Origin of the sequence: Parafilimonas terrae, from assembly GCF_900115755.1 — a bacterium.
GTDB lineage: Bacteria > Bacteroidota > Bacteroidia > Chitinophagales > Chitinophagaceae > Parafilimonas > Parafilimonas terrae.
Genome location: NZ_FOXQ01000010.1, coordinates 147,134 through 163,173, shown reverse-complemented (window position 1 = coordinate 163,173; position 16,040 = coordinate 147,134). Strand labels below are relative to the sequence as shown.

The following is a 16,040-nucleotide window of genomic DNA, read 5'->3' as shown; positions in this document are numbered from 1 at the left end:
TTTATTACCTTGCTACGCTCTAAATATAAAAGATAATATGGCAAAAATTTCCGGCAATATCTTGATTATTGATGATGAACGTTCTATAAGAAAAACATTAAATGAAATTCTTTCTTATGAAGGTTTTAAAATTGATGAAGCTGTTGATGGCGAAGAAGGCTTAAAGATGTTTACTGATAAAGCGTATGATGTGGTGCTGTGCGATATTAAGATGCCTAAAATTGACGGGCTTGAATTTTTGGTAAAAGCCGCAGAGATAAACCCTGATGTTCCCGTTATTATGATCAGCGGCCACGGCACAATTGAAACAGCAGTTGATGCTGTAAAAAAAGGCGCTTATGATTATGTTGCCAAACCGCCGGATCTTAACCGACTGCTGATAACCATACGCAATGCGCTCGATAAAAATTCACTGAGCAGGGAAGCTAAAGTGCTGCGCAAAAAAGTAAGCGGCGTGCAGGAAATGATAGGAGATAGCGATGGCATAAAAAAGATAAAAGATACGGTTGAAAAAGTGGCCCCAACAGATGCCAGGGTTTTAATAACCGGTGAAAACGGCGTGGGCAAAGAACTGGTAGCAAGATGGCTGCATGCAAAAAGTAAACGTGCCGATCAAAACCTTATTGAAGTAAACTGCGCGGCTATTCCTTCCGAGCTAATAGAAAGCGAATTGTTTGGCCACGAAAAGGGTTCCTTTACATCGGCTATAAAACAACGCATCGGCAAGTTTGAACTGGCCAATGGCGGCACTTTATTTTTGGACGAAGTGGGCGATATGAGTTTGCCTGCACAGGCTAAAGTTTTACGGGCATTGCAGGAAGGAAAAATTACACGTGTGGGCGGCGATAAAGAAATTAATGTGGATGTGCGTGTAATAGCCGCTACCAATAAAGACCTTTTGCAGGAAGTGGAAGATAAGAACTTCCGTATAGATTTATATCATCGTTTGAATGTGATATTGATTAATGTACCTTCTCTTAATGAACGCAAAGACGATATACCCTTATTGATTGATAAATTTCTTGAAGACATTGCTACAGATTATGGCCAGGCAAGAAAAGAAATTGATGCCAATGCTGTTGCAGCTTTGCAGCGCCATAGCTGGACAGGTAATATACGCGAATTGCGTAACGTGGTGGAGAGGCTGGTTATATTATCCGGCAAAACCATTACCGAGAGCGATGTTACAAGCCACGTATTGATTTGATAAGTTTTCGTGTATTCAAATTGAATCACTCATTAATTCATCCATATTTTATTACCGGCTGGATCATTTAATATAGTTCATATTATTTATCACTATAAACCTTAAATCATCGCTATAAAAATTTTAAAAAAATATTTTTCGTCTTACTGGATCCGATCTGCTTTTTATACCATACTCCAACGTTTTTCCCTTACGCTTTTCGGGTTGATCAATTTCATGGTACTTGTACGTGTATTATCGCACACCGAAATGGGAATATGGGCATTGTTCTTAACCGTTACCTCTGTTTTTGAGGCTTCCAAAAGCGGTTTATTAAAAAATGCGCACGTGCGTTATGTGAGCAGCAGTGATATAGAATCAGAGAAGGTTGCAATTGCTTCTTCATCGTTTATTATTAACCTTATTGTAAGCATCATTTTTATAGCGTTTATAATGTTAGGTTCGGAGTGGCTTAGCGCTGAATTAAATGCAGACTTAGCACTGTCGTCTATGCTGCAGTGGTTTATTCCGGGCATTATATGCATGATATTTTTTTCGCACCTGGAGGCTGTTCAACAATCCTATCTCGACTTCAAAGGCGTATCTGTAAGTTATCTTGTTCGGCAGGTGAGTTTTTTTATTTTAATAGCAGCAAATTTGCTTTTTAAAGCAAAACTTTCTCTAAACCTGTTAGCATTATATCAATTTATAAGCATACTCATTGGCACAATAACCTTGTATATGTTTACGAAGAAATATTTAGTGCATAAATATGCGCCTAAAGCCGCATGGATAAAAAAGATTTTAGGATATGGCGGTTATATTTTCGGATCGGGCATTATGGGAAATATTTATTCCAACATAGACAAGGTAATGGCTGCAAAATTTATTTCAAGCAGCTCTGTATCGTTTTATAATACTGCTTCGCGCATAAACGGAATGGTTGATATTCCATCGTATGCCGCCGCAGAAATTCTTTTCCCAAAAACTGCACAGGCATCTGCGCACGAGGGCAAAGAGCGGGTAAAATATCTTTATGAAAAAATGGTATCCATTTTACTTTCTTTTACTATTCCGCTTGCCATTTTTGTTATCCTGTTTCCAAAGCTGGTTATCACTATTATTGCGGGATCTTCTTATTTAGATGCGGTTCCCATATTACAGTTATACATGCTATCCAGTCTTTTCAGGCCAATGCAAAACCAGGCAGCCAATCTTTTAAATTCAATTGATAAACCTGCATTGTGTTTTTGGATAAATACGCTCGGCCTGGTGGAAGGCTTATTAATTAATTATGCCTGTTTTTATTATTTTGGTTTTTATGGAGCAGCCATTGGAACATTGATCACTTCTGTGTTAGGCACCATTTTCTGGTATTTTGTTATGCGCTATCATATAGGATTTGAAGCCTCCGCTATTGTAAAATATATCGCTGAGTTTTATAAAACAGTTTATGCAGGTTTAATGAAAATATTGAACAGAAAAGAAGCCTGAAGAGAACACGTCCAGTCTATTCGTTTCTCTCATCCAAAAATCATCTTTCTCCGGCGGGGCAAAGAATAAAAAATCTTAATCTTGTTATACATGTTTCAAAATGCTATTGCCTTTATTTTATTATCTATTGCAGCAGTGGCAATAGTTTTATTAAAAAAACTGGATACAAAAGCCGCTGTTGTTGCAGTTATAACAGGTTTTATTGTTTGGCTTGGCACAGGCTATACTGGCATTACTTTGCTGGCAGCTTTTTTTATAACCGGTACGCTTGCCACATCGTGGAAAATGCGTACAAAGCAACAAGCCGGTTTGGCCGAACAACACCACGGGCAAAGAACAGCGGCACAGGTTATGGCAAATGGTGGCGTTACAGCACTTTTATCATTACTGGCTTTTATGTTTATGGAACAACAATCATTGTTCTTATTAATGATTGCATCCGGTCTTTCATCAGCCATTGCAGATACACTATCTTCTGAATTAGGTAATGTATATGGAAAGAAGTTTTATAACATCGTCAACTTTAAAAAAGACCTGCGTGGTTTGAATGGTGTAATAAGTTTTGAAGGAACCCTGATTGGTATAGCCGGCAGCATTTTAATAGCTTCGATATATTCAGTGCAGGAAGGATTTACGATTGATTTTTTATGGATAGTTATTGCAGGCACTATTGGCAATTTAACCGACTCTGTTTTGGGCGCCACAGCAGAGCGAAAGGATATTTTGAATAATAATGCAGTGAATTTTTTAAATACACTCACCGGCGCTGTGGCGGGTTTGGTGTTGCATTATTTTTAGATGCTGTATTCTTCCCTTGCATGCTTAATAACAGGCGCTTTGCTCCACGCAGGTGGAACTTCAGTTGTAATAAGTAATGGCATGGATGATGATACGCCACCTAAATATTTTGACTGATGCAGGTAAATAACTTCGCTGATTTTATAGAACCTTATAGCATACGAACACATAACACAAGGCTCATGCGTGGTATATAAAATGCAGGCCGACAAATCATTTGTGTTTAAGTTTTTTACAGCCTGCCTGATGGCTTCCATTTCCGCATGGCAGGAAATATCGTTTTTTGTTTTCACTGCCTCTTCTCCTTCACTTATAATTTCATCATCTTTTACTATAACGGCGCCTACAGGGCTATTCCCTTTTTCCGCAGCCTGTTTGGCCAATGTCAAACAGCATTCTAAATAATAATGTGCATTTTTCATTATGCAATGTAGTAAACAGTAAAATTATTACTGGTAATAATGAAGATGTAAGAGTGGGCATATATTACAACACATCAAACATTTCCCTTGCATTGTGCAAGGGTTTGAAGAGGTGGTGCATTAATTAATGCTATACTATTTTAAGCTATAGCTGTGTAACAATTTCCAGCGATTTTTTCACGTGTTCATCGGGCGATATATGATCTGTGTCTGATGAAAAGACAGCCACGATTTCATCGCTTTTATTAATAACAAATGTTGTTCGCGGAATGAAGCCGTGGGTGATCTCCTGCCCGTTTATATCTTTGGCGCCCGGTTTTGGAGGTATCAGTTCCAGGCCATAAGTTGCTGCTATTTTTCCTCCGTCATCTGAAGCTACGGGAAACTTTCCTGCACAATAATCAGGATTAGAAGAAAACGATTTCAACCGCTCAATATCATCTGCTGATACACCGATAATGGTGGCGCCTGCTGCCGTAAATTTATCCTTCATTTCAGCGAAGGTATGTGCTTCCAAATCGCAGCCGCCTGTGTAAGCAGAAGGATAGAAATACACAACTACCGGGCCTTTTTCAAGGGCTTTCTTTAAAGAAAACTCGAACTCATTGCCCGCCATGCTGGCCTTGCTGGTAAACATGGGTGCTTTGGAACCTTTTGATAATACTTTCATTTGTGCAAAGCTATGCAGGCTGATGGAAAGTAAAAACCCTGTAATTAAAAGTGATGAAAGATAATTTTTCTTTGACATGACCAATTGTTTTAAATACGATTATGATTCAGTGCAGACAGGAGGTTTAAATTCATGTATTGTATAATAAAAGTACAAACTTTAAAACAGATGCGGCGAACACTTTGCCATTCGTTAAACAATTGCATGAAAACCGGTTGCCCTAAACCAACGGGATATAGTATCTTTCACGCCGGTCTTTAATATTATTCCGGTACAATTAAATCAAATGCTTGCATGATGCGTAAATTTATTACAGGTACGGCATTGGCTGTTGTTCTTACCATGGCTGCCACTGCTCAAACAACAGAAATTCCCGACACTTCCTATCAATTGCCGCCTTTATTAATAACGCAATCGGGCAAAGCCATTCATACTGCAGCAGGCTGGGAAAAACACAGGCCCGAAGTGCTTGCCCTGTTTGAAAAATATGTATATGGTAAAACGCCGGCGAAGAAAATCCCTGTGCGGTTTGTTACATTGTCGGTTAACACTACTGCACTGAATGGAGCAGCTACACGCAAACAGGTGCGGGCCTATTTTTCAAAAGATGAAAAATATTTTATGGATATGTTATTGTACCTGCCCAATAATACGGGCAAGCCAGCACCGCTGTTTTTAGGTTTGAATTTTGGCGGCAACCAAACGATAAATGCGGATACAGGAATATTGATTTCAAAACGGTGGGTAAGGTATGAGGAAGGGGCGGCATATAAAGATCATCATGCCACGGAAGCTTCCCGCGGCGTACAGGCAGGCCGGTGGCCGGTGGAAGAAATCATTAACCGTGGCTATGGATTGGCAACAATATATTATGGCGATCTTCAGCCCGACAGCAGCAACAGTATTAATGCAGGCATCGCGCCTTTGTTTTATAAAGATGGCCAAACAAAACCTGCCCCCGGTGAATGGGGCGCCATCGGTGTGTGGGCATGGGGCCTGGGCCGGGCTATGGATTACCTGGAAACCGACCCGGCGGTTGACGCTAAGAGGGTTGCCGTAATAGGACATTCCCGCCTGGGCAAAACCGCATTGTGGGCCGGTGCGCAGGACAAGCGTTTTGCATTGGTGATATCCAATAATTCGGGTGAAGGCGGTGCGGCAATTACAAGAAGAAAATATGGAGAAACGATTACAAAGATCAATACAGCATTCCCGCACTGGTTTTGTGATAACTACAAAGCGTATAATGACCGTGAAGATGAATTGCCAGTAGATTTTCATGAGCTCGTTGCTTTAATAGCGCCACGCCCGGTATATGTTGCCAGTGCATCGCAGGACCTGTGGTCAGACCCCACCGGGGAATATCTTTCTGCATGGCATGCAGGAGAAGTATATAAGCTGTATAACCTCACCGGGTTGCCGGGCGCTGTGCCGCCGACGGTAAATACGCCTGTGGGCAGCGGGTCAATAGGTTATCATATACGCGAAGGCGGGCATGATATACAGCTTTACGACTGGCAGCAATACCTGGATTTTGCAGACAGGTTTTTTAAGTAATAATAAACAGATTTGCTTAACTGCAATAGCGGCAACAAAAACCGGGATAATGAAATATGTGAAGGTTTTTAGCGGTTAATAAATATAACTGGCCAAACAAATAAAGCATTTTTATTGCAGGTCTTACAACACAAGGTCTCATGCTGTACACATGGCTTTGCAATGAAGACCCTGCTGCGACAGAGCCAAGTTGGCAACCTGGCTTTTTTGTATTTCAAAGTTTATAATTTCATCGAATGGCTGATGCATACAGAATAAAAGACCAGCATAGTGCTTACTTTATTACATTAACTGTTATTGATTGGGTGGATGTTTTTACAAGAAAAGAATATAAAGATATTTTAATCGAAAGCCTGAAATATTGTATTACAAATAAAGGGTTATATGTTTATGAATTTGTAATAATGAGCAATCATCTGCATGCAATTGTTTCAAGTGACAAACTTCTGTTAAGTGACATTATCAGGGATTTTAAAAAATTTACTGCCAAACAAATAATTGATGCTATTATAAATACAAATGAAAGCAGAAAAGAATGGTTACTGAAAAAGTTTGCTTTTGCAGGCGCAAGAAACAGCAATAATAAAACTTACCAGTTTTGGCAACAGGATTATCATGCTGTTGAATTAAGTTATGAAAAGATGTGGCGGCAACGAACAGATTATATTCATAATAATCCTGTTCGTGCAGGCATTGTAGAGCATGCGGAAGATTATTTATACAGCAGTGCAAGATTTTATTATAACAAAAAATGCCTGATTGAATTAGCGCCGAAATAATGTTTGGACGCTAAGCGAAGTTTGCAACTTCGCTTATGTTATATTGAAGTTTTAAACTTCTTCTTTTGTTGTTGAATGCTGAATCAAAGTTACAAACTTTAAAATAGATGCGGCGAAGTTGCAAACTTCGCCGAGACTCCCCGAACACTTCGCCGAGTTGGGGATATAGGATAATACGCAAGAATGACAAGTTGATAGCAGAAGAAATTGTTGTGAAAAAAGAAGAAACTCACAACTATTATAGCGGTGATTTTAGTCCTGAAACTGGAAGATTTTATGAATGCATAATTGAAGCACAAAGTTATAACGATGCAATAAAAATTGCAGAGCAATCAATTGGTTTAAACAATTTTATACCAACGGACGTATAGTTATTTTCTTTTAATAATTGTTTTTCAATTAAAAATTTTTATTATGAATGAAGATGAAGTATTTACACTCGGAAGAGGAGTTGTCATTGAAGATGTTGGATATTTTCAAATAGGAAAAATTACGCATTTAGCTATAATGCTTGAGTATCAAATAGGGCAGGAACGTTATAAAAGTCTATGGATTCCTAAAAGTCAAATTATTTTCAATGAATTTCGCAAGTGCAAAGATTACGATGGAGTTGATAGAAATCATAAGCTTCTTGTAATAAAATTGTCAGAATGGTTTTTTAAAAAAAATGAACCTTTTTTTAAAATGATAGAAAAGGCAGAGAAAGATGCCGAATTAGATGAGCAATATGGTGGCAAGGAAGACGGTATGTGGTCAGACATTGAAGATCCATGGAGAGATTTGAGAGAGAAAAATTATGATGACGAAGATTATGGAGGTAATTATTATAATCCTAATGATCCTGATTCTTATTGACCATTCTTCTTCTCATTACTATCCTTTTATCTTGACAGTAACAGAATAATTTTAAGAAACAAATATTGGCAATATTAAAAATTTATAAAAATGCAAATAACTGATTATTTACCCTTATTAAATGCTAATTCTAATCAAGAATTTAACACCGGTGAAAGTTTAGAAAAACAAGTTAGGAATTAAGAGCGGAAACTAAGTTGTTAAAAAAATTAATAATAGCAGTTTTAAAATCATTGCCAGAACAACAATTAAATACAGTGAGCAATTTTTTTGAAAATCCTAATAGTGGTAATTTAACTTGCCTATTCTTTGCCGTATTTCTGTAAATTATGCTGATAATTATTTAACAGATAAACGGCTGCGGGATTGAAATGGAAAACACGGTGAAGGTTTTGTGCGTTTGCCTTGTGCCGGATTTGCTGTAAAGCCCGAAATGCAGTTGATAGATATACAACCGCTGACAGCCCCAAATAAAAATTATTCTTCTTCATCATTCAATTGTTCATCTCCAATCATTGGTATTATTTTATTCGCATCATCCACATTCAACACCTGCACGTCTTTTAATTTTCTTTCTATGGCTTTGGTGCGTTTGCCCACCACATCTTCCAGTTGGTTAAGCCCGGTTTGTATGTTGCTTTGCGCTTTGGTGAGCAATGTATTAAAGTTGCCGAACTCTGTTTTTACGGCGCTGAGCAACTGCCATACTTCGCCGCTGCGCTTTTCTATGGCGAGGGTGCGGAAACCCATTTGTAAACTGTTGAGCAGCGCGCTGAGCGTGGTGGGGCCGGTAATGATAACGCGGCATTCGCGCTGCATGCTTTCGAAGAGCCCGGGCGTGCGCAGCACTTCGGCATACAGGCTTTCGAATGGTAAAAAGAGTATGGCAAAATCAGTGGTGTTGGGCGCATCAATGTATTTGCTGCAAATATCCTGTGCGCAGTTGCGTATGCCTTTGCTGAAGGTGCGGCGGTGTTCTTCCACCTGTTCGGGGTTGCCGTGTTCATACGCATCGGTGAGCAATTCAAAAGCTTCTTTGGGAAACTTACTATCGATGGGCAGCCATAAAGGTTCGTTGCTGTTTTGTTTGTTGGGCAGCTTTACGGCAAACTCCACCAGTGCATTGCTGCCACGTTTGGTCTTTACATTTTTTGCATATTGATCAGGCGTGAGGATTTGTTCCAGCAAACTTTCCAGTTGATACTCGCCAAGCACGCCGCGTGTTTTTACATTGCTGAGCACACGCTTAAGATCGCCAACACCGGTGGCCAAAGTTTGCATATCGCCAAGGCCTTTGTGTACGGCTTCGAGTCTTTCACTTACGAGTTTAAAACTTTCGCCGAGCCTTGCTTCCAATGTTTTCTGCAGTTTCTCATCCACGGTAATGCGCATTTGTTCCAGCTTCTGCTCGTTGCTGGTTTGCATGGCGGTAACTTTTTGTTCGATGGTGTTGCGCATGGTGTCGAGCTTCGTGCTGGTGTCTGTGTTTTGGTCGCTTTGTTTGCGCAGCAATTGATAGAAATTATCTTTTTGCTGTGTATTGAAATCGCCGATGCTTTGCGCTAAATCTTTTTTGAAACTGTTGAGCGCTTCTTTTATTTCTGTGCGTGAAGCAAGTGCATTGCTATTATTGCTTTCGCTGAAAGCAGATAATTTATGATCGATGGTATTGGTGAGGTGATTGAGTTTTTCTTCGAAGGATTGCAGGGCTTTTGTTTGTTCCTGCCTGGCGCGTAAGGATTGGTTATTGGTTTCAATGCGGTTGAAAGAAATTTCTTTGCGGATGGTTTCCTGGCCCTGCTGCAAATCGTTGCGCAGGGATTGTTCTGTGTGCTGGCCGGCGGCAAGCAGGGCGGCTTCTATGCGTTGCAGGTTGCTTTGCAAAGCTTCATGTTTAGCGTTTTGCTGAATGGCAGTTTCATTCAGTTTTGTTTCTATGTTTTCTATAGATTGCTGCTGTGCATTATTGTTGCCGGTGAATGATTTTATTAATACAATAATTAAGAGTAAAATGATTATGCCGAGTAATATATAGAGTACTGCCATTATTTATTTTTTTTGATTGGCGAAATTGATGGGTTTGTGTTTTATAAATGATTTTTTTGTTTGATGAATTGATTTTAGTAGTGATTATTTTTTGAATGAAAAAGTTTCTTCTTTACTTTTTCCCTTGATGGAAAAAGTAACAAAAAGATCAAGGCAAACCCGATTGCTCCGCACGTTTTGCCGGGCCATCGCCTCCCTCTGTGTGGCTTGCTTTATTAATTATGTTACTTGCTGAATGTTTGATCATTATTAATCATATTATTTGTGTCCGGTTTTTATATAACGTTTTTGATTGTTTGAGATTGTATAATCTTTTAAGCCGAAGAATCTTATAATCCAGGTTCAGGCAAGTATCAGGGTTCAACTGCTGAAGAATCATCAGTACAAAAGCTTAATCAGGGACGTGCACGGATGTGTCGAAATATCATCCGTGCTTGAACTTTTGGTACTTTTCTTTCAAGAGAAAAGTACAGAGGAATAATATAAATGAATTAAAGTTTTAGTATGTTCTTTTGCCTTGATGCAAAAGAACCAAAAAATCAAGACAAACCCGATTGCTCCGCACGTTTTGCCGGGCCATCGCCTCCCTCTGTGCGGCTTGCTTTATTGTGTTGCTTGTTATTGAATTTAGTGTCATTTTGCAAGTGTTTTCTTTTTATATAACGCTTGCTCTTGTTTGAGATTGTATAATCTTTTAATCAGAAAAATCCTATAAATCCTGGTTCAGACGATTTACCAATTCGGCGGGTATTCATTTATCCAGTGAAAACCTCTTCCGCTGAGCGAATAATCTTTCTTTTGTTTGCGGATGAATATAATAGTGGCTGTATCGTTTTTGATAGTTCCGTTGAAGGCCACCGTATCATTACGCATGGTATAATTAAGCAAAGCATATTGCGTGGAGTCGTAGTTGCTGATGTTGAAAGTTTTTTTAACCGTATCAACCTTTACTTTTTTCCATATAGTAGTATCGGAATTTAGTTTAACAGATACGCTGCCCGGATATTGTATAAACATTTTGCTCCAGCCAACGGTATCTTTTTTATTGGCAATTACGGGCAATGTATCATGGTTAAGTATAAAAGTATTCACGGCATAATATCCTTCCATAGGAAGCGGTTGTTTATTGAATGCACGTTGTAAATAATAATAGTTATTGTTCAGCATAACCACTATGAATAGAATTTTTATTACCCTTAATGAAATTTGCATCCATTTTTTGGGCGCCCTCAGTTTATTGTAATAAAGTTTCTCTGTGCGGTGACGGATAAAGAAATTATACAACAGTTTCCAGTCGAACGTTAATATAAAAATGCAGAGCAATACAATATGCGTGGAGAATATTTTAACCGGCACATCATACATATAATTCAGTAAAGCAACATTCAGCATTACTGCCATGGAAAATAATGCGCCGATGGTTTTTGTTTTCCTGAATAACAATAACACGCCGCCGGTAAATTCAAGCAGGCCTGAAACAAAAGTATAAGCACGGGATGCGCCCATAAATGCCCACACCATACCCATGGGCGACATATCGCCTACTTTTTCTTCCAGCCTTGAATAACCATTGGCGGGAAACTGCCCGTCGAAGAGTTTTGCAAAGCCATACGTGATCATGGTAAACGCTACATAGTACCGTGCAATAACAATCGTGAATAAATATAAAGAACGATAGCTGGCGCGTTTGCGGTCAATAAATAAAATGATAATGGTGATGAGTAAAGAAAGAATGGTGATAACCAATATCAAAACAAAATCGTACGTGGTATCGCCACTGCCGGTGTTGGTTATTTTATGCAGGTCTTCCAGGTGCAGGAATGTTTTGCCAAACCAAACCACGAATTGTTCAAGAAAAGGTATGGGAATGCTGAATTGCGAAGTAGCCATAAAAGCATACACATACACCACCGCCCAAAGGCCGAAGAATTTTTTTAATAAGCTATCGTGTATTTTTATTTGTTCTTCTGGAGTAAGTATATTTTCCATGAGCAGCATGTTTTGTGGCAATATAAAAACCAGGGTTTATTTAAACAAATTGTGATGTAATAAGAGCCGGATATATTCTTTCTTTTCTGTATTAAATAACTGCCCGCATCAGCCGCATTTAACGCTACCTTAAAACCGGCGCTGTTATCTTTGAACCATGCATATAAAAAAATTGTTAAGCCTGTTTTTAGCAACCCTGTTTATTTGTTCTGCACTCCATGCACAGTTGCTGGATAAAGTAATAAAATCTGTTTCCAAAGATTCTTCTGTAAGCAATGTGTTGGACGGATTGTCGCAGGGCAACTCTTCGCTTAGCACAGAAGATGTGGTAGCCGGTTTAAAACAAGCTTTGGAAAAAGGAACACAAAACGGCACGTCGAAACTCTCTGCCGTTAATGGATTTTTAAAAAATGCAGCCATAAAAATTTTATTACCGCCCGAAGCGCAGAAAGCTGAACAGGTATTGCGCAGTGCAGGCCTTGGTAAACTTGCAGATGATGCCATTGCTTCTATGAACCACGCGGCTGAAGATGCCAGTAAAAGTGCAGCGCCCATATTTGTGAATGCCATAAAACAAATGACCATCCAGGATGCCTGGGGTATTTTAAAAGGTAACGATACTTCTGCAACGCATTATCTTAAAACAAAAACAACTGATCCTTTAACGGCGGCATTTAAACCTGTAATAGAAAAGTCGCTGCAGAAAGTAAATGCTACAAAATACTGGAGCGATTTAGCTACTGCCTATAATAAGATCAATCTTTTTGGCAACAATAAACTCGATACAGACCTTTCAAGCTATGTAACAGGCAGGGCTTTGAACGGCATTTTTTATGAGATAGGCCAGCAGGAAAAAGACATAAGGGATAACCCCGCAGCACGCACAACCGAGCTTTTAAAGAAAGTATTTGGCAGCAGCAATTAATGATGTTGTTCATGGTTGATGCTTTGAATATTTTGAGTAAAGCCTTCTTTAATTAATTACCTCTTTCAGTTATATAATGCAGCTCCGCCAGGAGCTGTTTTGCTTATTATTCATTTCATTATAAACACATGGCCGGGCCGGCTTGATGAACAATTTATAATCGCTATATCTTCAATTCATCCTTATCAAAATGCAACTCATTACAGGCGCCCTGTACCGCGTAGTGTGTGCGGTTTAGTATTGCATCATAAATAAAAAAAGCAGCTAAGCCTGTAAACACTAAAACACAAAACATAACACATGAAACACTTATCACTTATTGCAACCATTGCTGTTGCTTTGCTATCATTTGCATCGTGCAAAAAAGACTCATCAGATCCTGCGCCGGGCGGGCCGGGCAATTCCGGAAAGAAATTGGTAAAGGTAATTGAGACTGAAGATGGGCAGGTAACTACGTACAACTTAACGTACAATAACGATAACCGCCTTACATCAGTTAAAAGCACCGATGATTCAAAGTCAACAATATTTACGTATGATAACGCAGGTAACCTTACCGGTATTGAACAAAGGGAAGACAATGAATTTAAAAACGTTTATACTTACACGTACCAGAATAACATACCGGTTTCAGGTACATTCAAAAGCTGGCAGCTTACAGCAGGCGAGCCGGATGCTTTAATTGAAGATGACAAGCTCACCTATATTGTAAGCAATAACCAGGTAACGAACATTAAAGTGGATTTACTGATGGGCGAAACTTCAATGAACTTTGCAGTAACCTATGCCAATGGTAATCCCAAATCTATTACCAGCACAGGTGCTTATAAATATTCAGCCACTTTCACATTTGGCAATCACAAACCTGTATTTCCTAAAATAACCAACTGGGTATTAGACCAGGCCGGGTTTGCCGTACAATATGGCGTGGATAATGAGCTGCTTTCTGTTGCATGGGATTTTCCCGGCACCGAAGAAGATTATAGCATAAACTCCGCTTATACATTTGATGATAAGGGTTATGTGCTTACCAGCAACGATGGTGAAACACAACTAAAATTCGAATATCAATAAACACAATTGTTAACCTTTGAAAGCAGGCCGGCTTATGCCGGCTTTTTTATTTGTATGTAACGGCAATGATTGGTATTATTTTTTTAAATAGTCTTTTATCAAAAGGAAAAAGCATAGAAAATTGAAGAGATGAGTAGATAATATTGCGCTTAGGTGTTCGTGGCTAAAAACAAAAAAGCCTTAACTCATTCATAATCACACAAGCTAAGGCTCTTTTAAGCTGTAGGGGGAGGGGTCGAACCTCCACGAGGCGGTTAGCTAAAATGCAAAGTTTAGTGGTCAACCCTGGTCGGCCTTACCAAAAGTAACGTCGGCTCTACATTTTGTTTATCCCGTAATCCTCACCCCCGAGACGAGAGGGCATGTCTGCCAAAAATTTCATCACCCCACAGTATGTATAAGAACTAATTGCGTTTGCAGTGCAATATTAAAACTAAAAACCAATTCAATAGAAATTTTTCAAGCCAAATTTTTTAATTATAGAAAACGTCTAATAGATTATATATTTGAGTAAATATTTTCTAAAATCACCTGCTGATATGACCGGTAAATTAAATCTTGACAAACTGGATTTTCAGATAATCCAGGCTATGGTGGACAATGCCAATATTTCTTATGCCGACCTTGGGAAGAAACTGTTCGTCTCCGGCGGTACCATTCATGTGCGCATTAAAAAAATGCAGGAGCTTGGCGTTGTGCGGGGAACAAAATTCAATATCGATTTTAAAATCCTCGGCTACGATGTTATTGCATTCATTGGCATTTATCTTGAAAAAAGTTCGCTGTACGATAGCGTGGCGGCACAATTAAAAAAGATACCGCAGATTGTGCGCCTTAATTATACCACGGGCAATTACAGCATGTTTGCAGAAGTGGTGTGCAAAGACATCAGCCAGTTAAAATTTGTGCTGCACGACGAGCTTCAGAAAATAAAAGGCATTGAACGAACAGACACTATTATTTCGCTTGAAGAAAGTTTTTCGAGAAATGTGCTGGTAGCAGAAAACGAATTGTGAGGCAATTTAAAAACAGCAGGTAATGATGCTACCCGGCGTTTCAAAAACGTTGGGCCTTAGGCAGCCTTTATCCAACCAAATGCTCGTGATTGCAATCATTTTTATGGCAATGATTAGCTTTCCTGCAATCTTTATAATTTAAAATATGTGCGCCTATGATAAGCATAGCAGCGGGGATCAGTAACAATATTTCAGCGCCCGTAATCACTTCTTTCAGTATCAAAAGCAAAAGACCAATAAAGAAAATAATAAGGGGTAATTTTTTATGATGGTGTTTTTTCCAGCCATGGTATAAGGAATAAGAGCCGATTAAACCGGCCAAACCAATCATGCTGTATTCGAATATATTGTTATGCAATACTTCTAACCCGAATAAAGGCAGGCTTGTAAAAAACAAGGGCAAAACGGCGCAGTGAATAGCGCATATCAGCGAAGCGGAAATTCCTAATGTATCAAGATTGATTTTTCTAAGTGTTTTTATCATCGAAATGCAAAAGTAAAGTTTTGCAACAGTGTTGCAAAATTAATTTCGTTAACAATTACTTGTTTCTGGCTTTTATAACTTTGCATGTATGAGTAAAAAAGTTGTTGGATATATAAGTTTCTTTTTAGTGCTCGCTGCCGGGTTTTTAGTAGCTGTTTTTGCAGGCACAGATAAATGGAAAGCAAAAGCTCCTATCATCAGCTTTGTAAAGCCATTCGCTTTTACCAACCAGGATAACCAGCCCTTTACCGAAAAAGATATGGCCGGAAAAGTTTGCGCCGTTAATTTCTTTTTTACCACCTGCAAAGGAATTTGCCCTGTAATGAATAATAACCTTGATAAAGTATATAGCGATTTTAAGAACGAAAAAGATTTCATGATTGTTTCCAATACCTGCGATCCTGAAACAGATTCCGCTGCGCAGTTAAAGCATTATGCCGATTCAATGAAGGTTGACACGCGCAAATGGGTTTTTCTCACCGGCAGAAAAGACAGCCTTTACTTTGCCGCCCGCAACAGTTATTTAATTGATGATCCCAATAATAATGTAGGCAACATTAACGACCAGTTTTTGCATTCACAATTTGTGGCATTGGTTGATAAATTTGGTAATGTACGCGGCCAGGTATATGATGCCTTAAAGCCTGATGAATTAAAGCTGATGGAAACTAACATCCGCGCATTATTGAAAGAAACAAAACCGCCTGAAATAACAACTAACGGCACATCATTCGCAAATTAACAG

The 16,040-nt window shown here is 39.0% G+C and carries 16 protein-coding genes; 11 read left to right on the top strand and 5 right to left on the bottom strand.

The genetic code is table 11. The features are described from left to right. Window positions 1-37: 37 nt before the first annotated feature. The 3 genes from BM015_RS15870 to BM015_RS15860 all read left to right on the top strand — a co-directional run bounded on the left by BM015_RS15870 (window position 38) and on the right by BM015_RS15860 (window position 3,478). Window positions 38-1,207 (top strand): sigma-54-dependent transcriptional regulator, encoded by a 1,170-nt coding sequence (locus BM015_RS15870; protein ID WP_090660695.1) that lies wholly within the window; start codon window positions 38-40, stop codon window positions 1,205-1,207. 105 nt (window positions 1,208-1,312) lie between these two features. After that, complete coding sequence (locus BM015_RS15865; RefSeq protein WP_143075894.1) at window positions 1,313-2,680, top strand: flippase; 1,368 nt, start codon at window positions 1,313-1,315, stop codon at window positions 2,678-2,680. A 90-nt stretch (window positions 2,681-2,770) separates the two neighbouring features. Continuing rightward, window positions 2,771-3,478: a DUF92 domain-containing protein gene (locus BM015_RS15860; protein WP_090660689.1), complete on the top strand. Its 708-nt coding sequence runs from the start codon at window positions 2,771-2,773 to the stop codon at window positions 3,476-3,478. Here the strand turns inward: BM015_RS15860 and BM015_RS15855 are convergent. Then, window positions 3,475-3,900, bottom strand: coding sequence for a nucleoside deaminase (locus BM015_RS15855; RefSeq protein ID WP_090660686.1), 426 nt, complete (start codon window positions 3,898-3,900; stop codon window positions 3,475-3,477). The genes BM015_RS15860 and BM015_RS15855 overlap by 4 nt on opposite strands. 145 nt (window positions 3,901-4,045) lie before the next feature. After that, window positions 4,046-4,648 (bottom strand): peroxiredoxin, encoded by a 603-nt coding sequence (locus BM015_RS15850; RefSeq protein ID WP_090660681.1) that lies wholly within the window; start codon window positions 4,646-4,648, stop codon window positions 4,046-4,048. Window positions 4,649-4,864: 216 nt separating this feature from the next. On the opposite strand from BM015_RS15850, the gene BM015_RS15845 reads away from it, so the two are divergent. From BM015_RS15845 to BM015_RS15830, 4 genes are all read left to right on the top strand, one after another. After that, complete coding sequence (locus BM015_RS15845; RefSeq protein WP_218148514.1) at window positions 4,865-6,127, top strand: glucuronyl esterase domain-containing protein; 1,263 nt, start codon at window positions 4,865-4,867, stop codon at window positions 6,125-6,127. A gap of 236 nt (window positions 6,128-6,363) precedes the next feature. After that, window positions 6,364-6,906: an REP-associated tyrosine transposase gene (locus tag BM015_RS15840; protein ID WP_090660675.1), complete on the top strand. Its 543-nt coding sequence runs from the start codon at window positions 6,364-6,366 to the stop codon at window positions 6,904-6,906. A 191-nt stretch (window positions 6,907-7,097) separates the two neighbouring features. Further along, window positions 7,098-7,277 (top strand): hypothetical protein, encoded by a 180-nt coding sequence (locus tag BM015_RS15835; RefSeq protein ID WP_090660672.1) that lies wholly within the window; start codon window positions 7,098-7,100, stop codon window positions 7,275-7,277. A 43-nt stretch (window positions 7,278-7,320) separates the two neighbouring features. Then, on the top strand, window positions 7,321-7,761 hold the full coding sequence (locus BM015_RS15830; protein ID WP_090660669.1) for a hypothetical protein: 441 nt from the start codon (window positions 7,321-7,323) through the stop codon (window positions 7,759-7,761). A gap of 477 nt (window positions 7,762-8,238) precedes the next feature. On the opposite strand, the gene rmuC is transcribed toward BM015_RS15830, so the two are convergent. Beyond that, window positions 8,239-9,807 (bottom strand): DNA recombination protein RmuC, encoded by a 1,569-nt coding sequence (rmuC, locus tag BM015_RS15820; protein WP_090660663.1) that lies wholly within the window; start codon window positions 9,805-9,807, stop codon window positions 8,239-8,241. A 732-nt stretch (window positions 9,808-10,539) separates the two neighbouring features. Continuing rightward, the gene (locus BM015_RS15815) at window positions 10,540-11,796 is read right to left on the bottom strand and encodes a DoxX family protein (RefSeq protein ID WP_143075893.1); all 1,257 of its coding nucleotides are present in this window, start codon (window positions 11,794-11,796) and stop codon (window positions 10,540-10,542) included. Window positions 11,797-11,953: 157 nt separating this feature from the next. Between BM015_RS15815 and BM015_RS15810 the strand changes: the two genes are divergently transcribed. From BM015_RS15810 to BM015_RS15800, 3 genes are all read left to right on the top strand, one after another. Beyond that, on the top strand, window positions 11,954-12,721 hold the full coding sequence (locus tag BM015_RS15810) for a DUF4197 domain-containing protein (RefSeq protein WP_090660657.1): 768 nt from the start codon (window positions 11,954-11,956) through the stop codon (window positions 12,719-12,721). A 300-nt stretch (window positions 12,722-13,021) separates the two neighbouring features. Beyond that, entirely contained in the window at window positions 13,022-13,795 is a 774-nt protein-coding gene (locus BM015_RS15805) for a hypothetical protein (protein ID WP_090660654.1), read from the top strand. Between the two features lie 539 nt (window positions 13,796-14,334). After that, window positions 14,335-14,811, top strand: coding sequence for an Lrp/AsnC ligand binding domain-containing protein (locus tag BM015_RS15800; RefSeq protein WP_090660652.1), 477 nt, complete (start codon window positions 14,335-14,337; stop codon window positions 14,809-14,811). 67 nt (window positions 14,812-14,878) lie between these two features. Here BM015_RS15800 and BM015_RS15795 read toward each other — a convergent pair whose 3' ends face one another. After that, window positions 14,879-15,295, bottom strand: coding sequence for a MerC domain-containing protein (locus BM015_RS15795; RefSeq protein WP_090660650.1), 417 nt, complete (start codon window positions 15,293-15,295; stop codon window positions 14,879-14,881). A gap of 88 nt (window positions 15,296-15,383) precedes the next feature. Here BM015_RS15795 and BM015_RS15790 point away from each other — a divergent pair, with 88 nt between their 5' ends. Continuing rightward, a complete protein-coding gene (locus BM015_RS15790) occupies window positions 15,384-16,037 on the top strand; it encodes an SCO family protein (protein ID WP_090660647.1) in 654 nt (217 codons plus the stop codon). Window positions 16,038-16,040 lie beyond the last annotated feature (3 nt).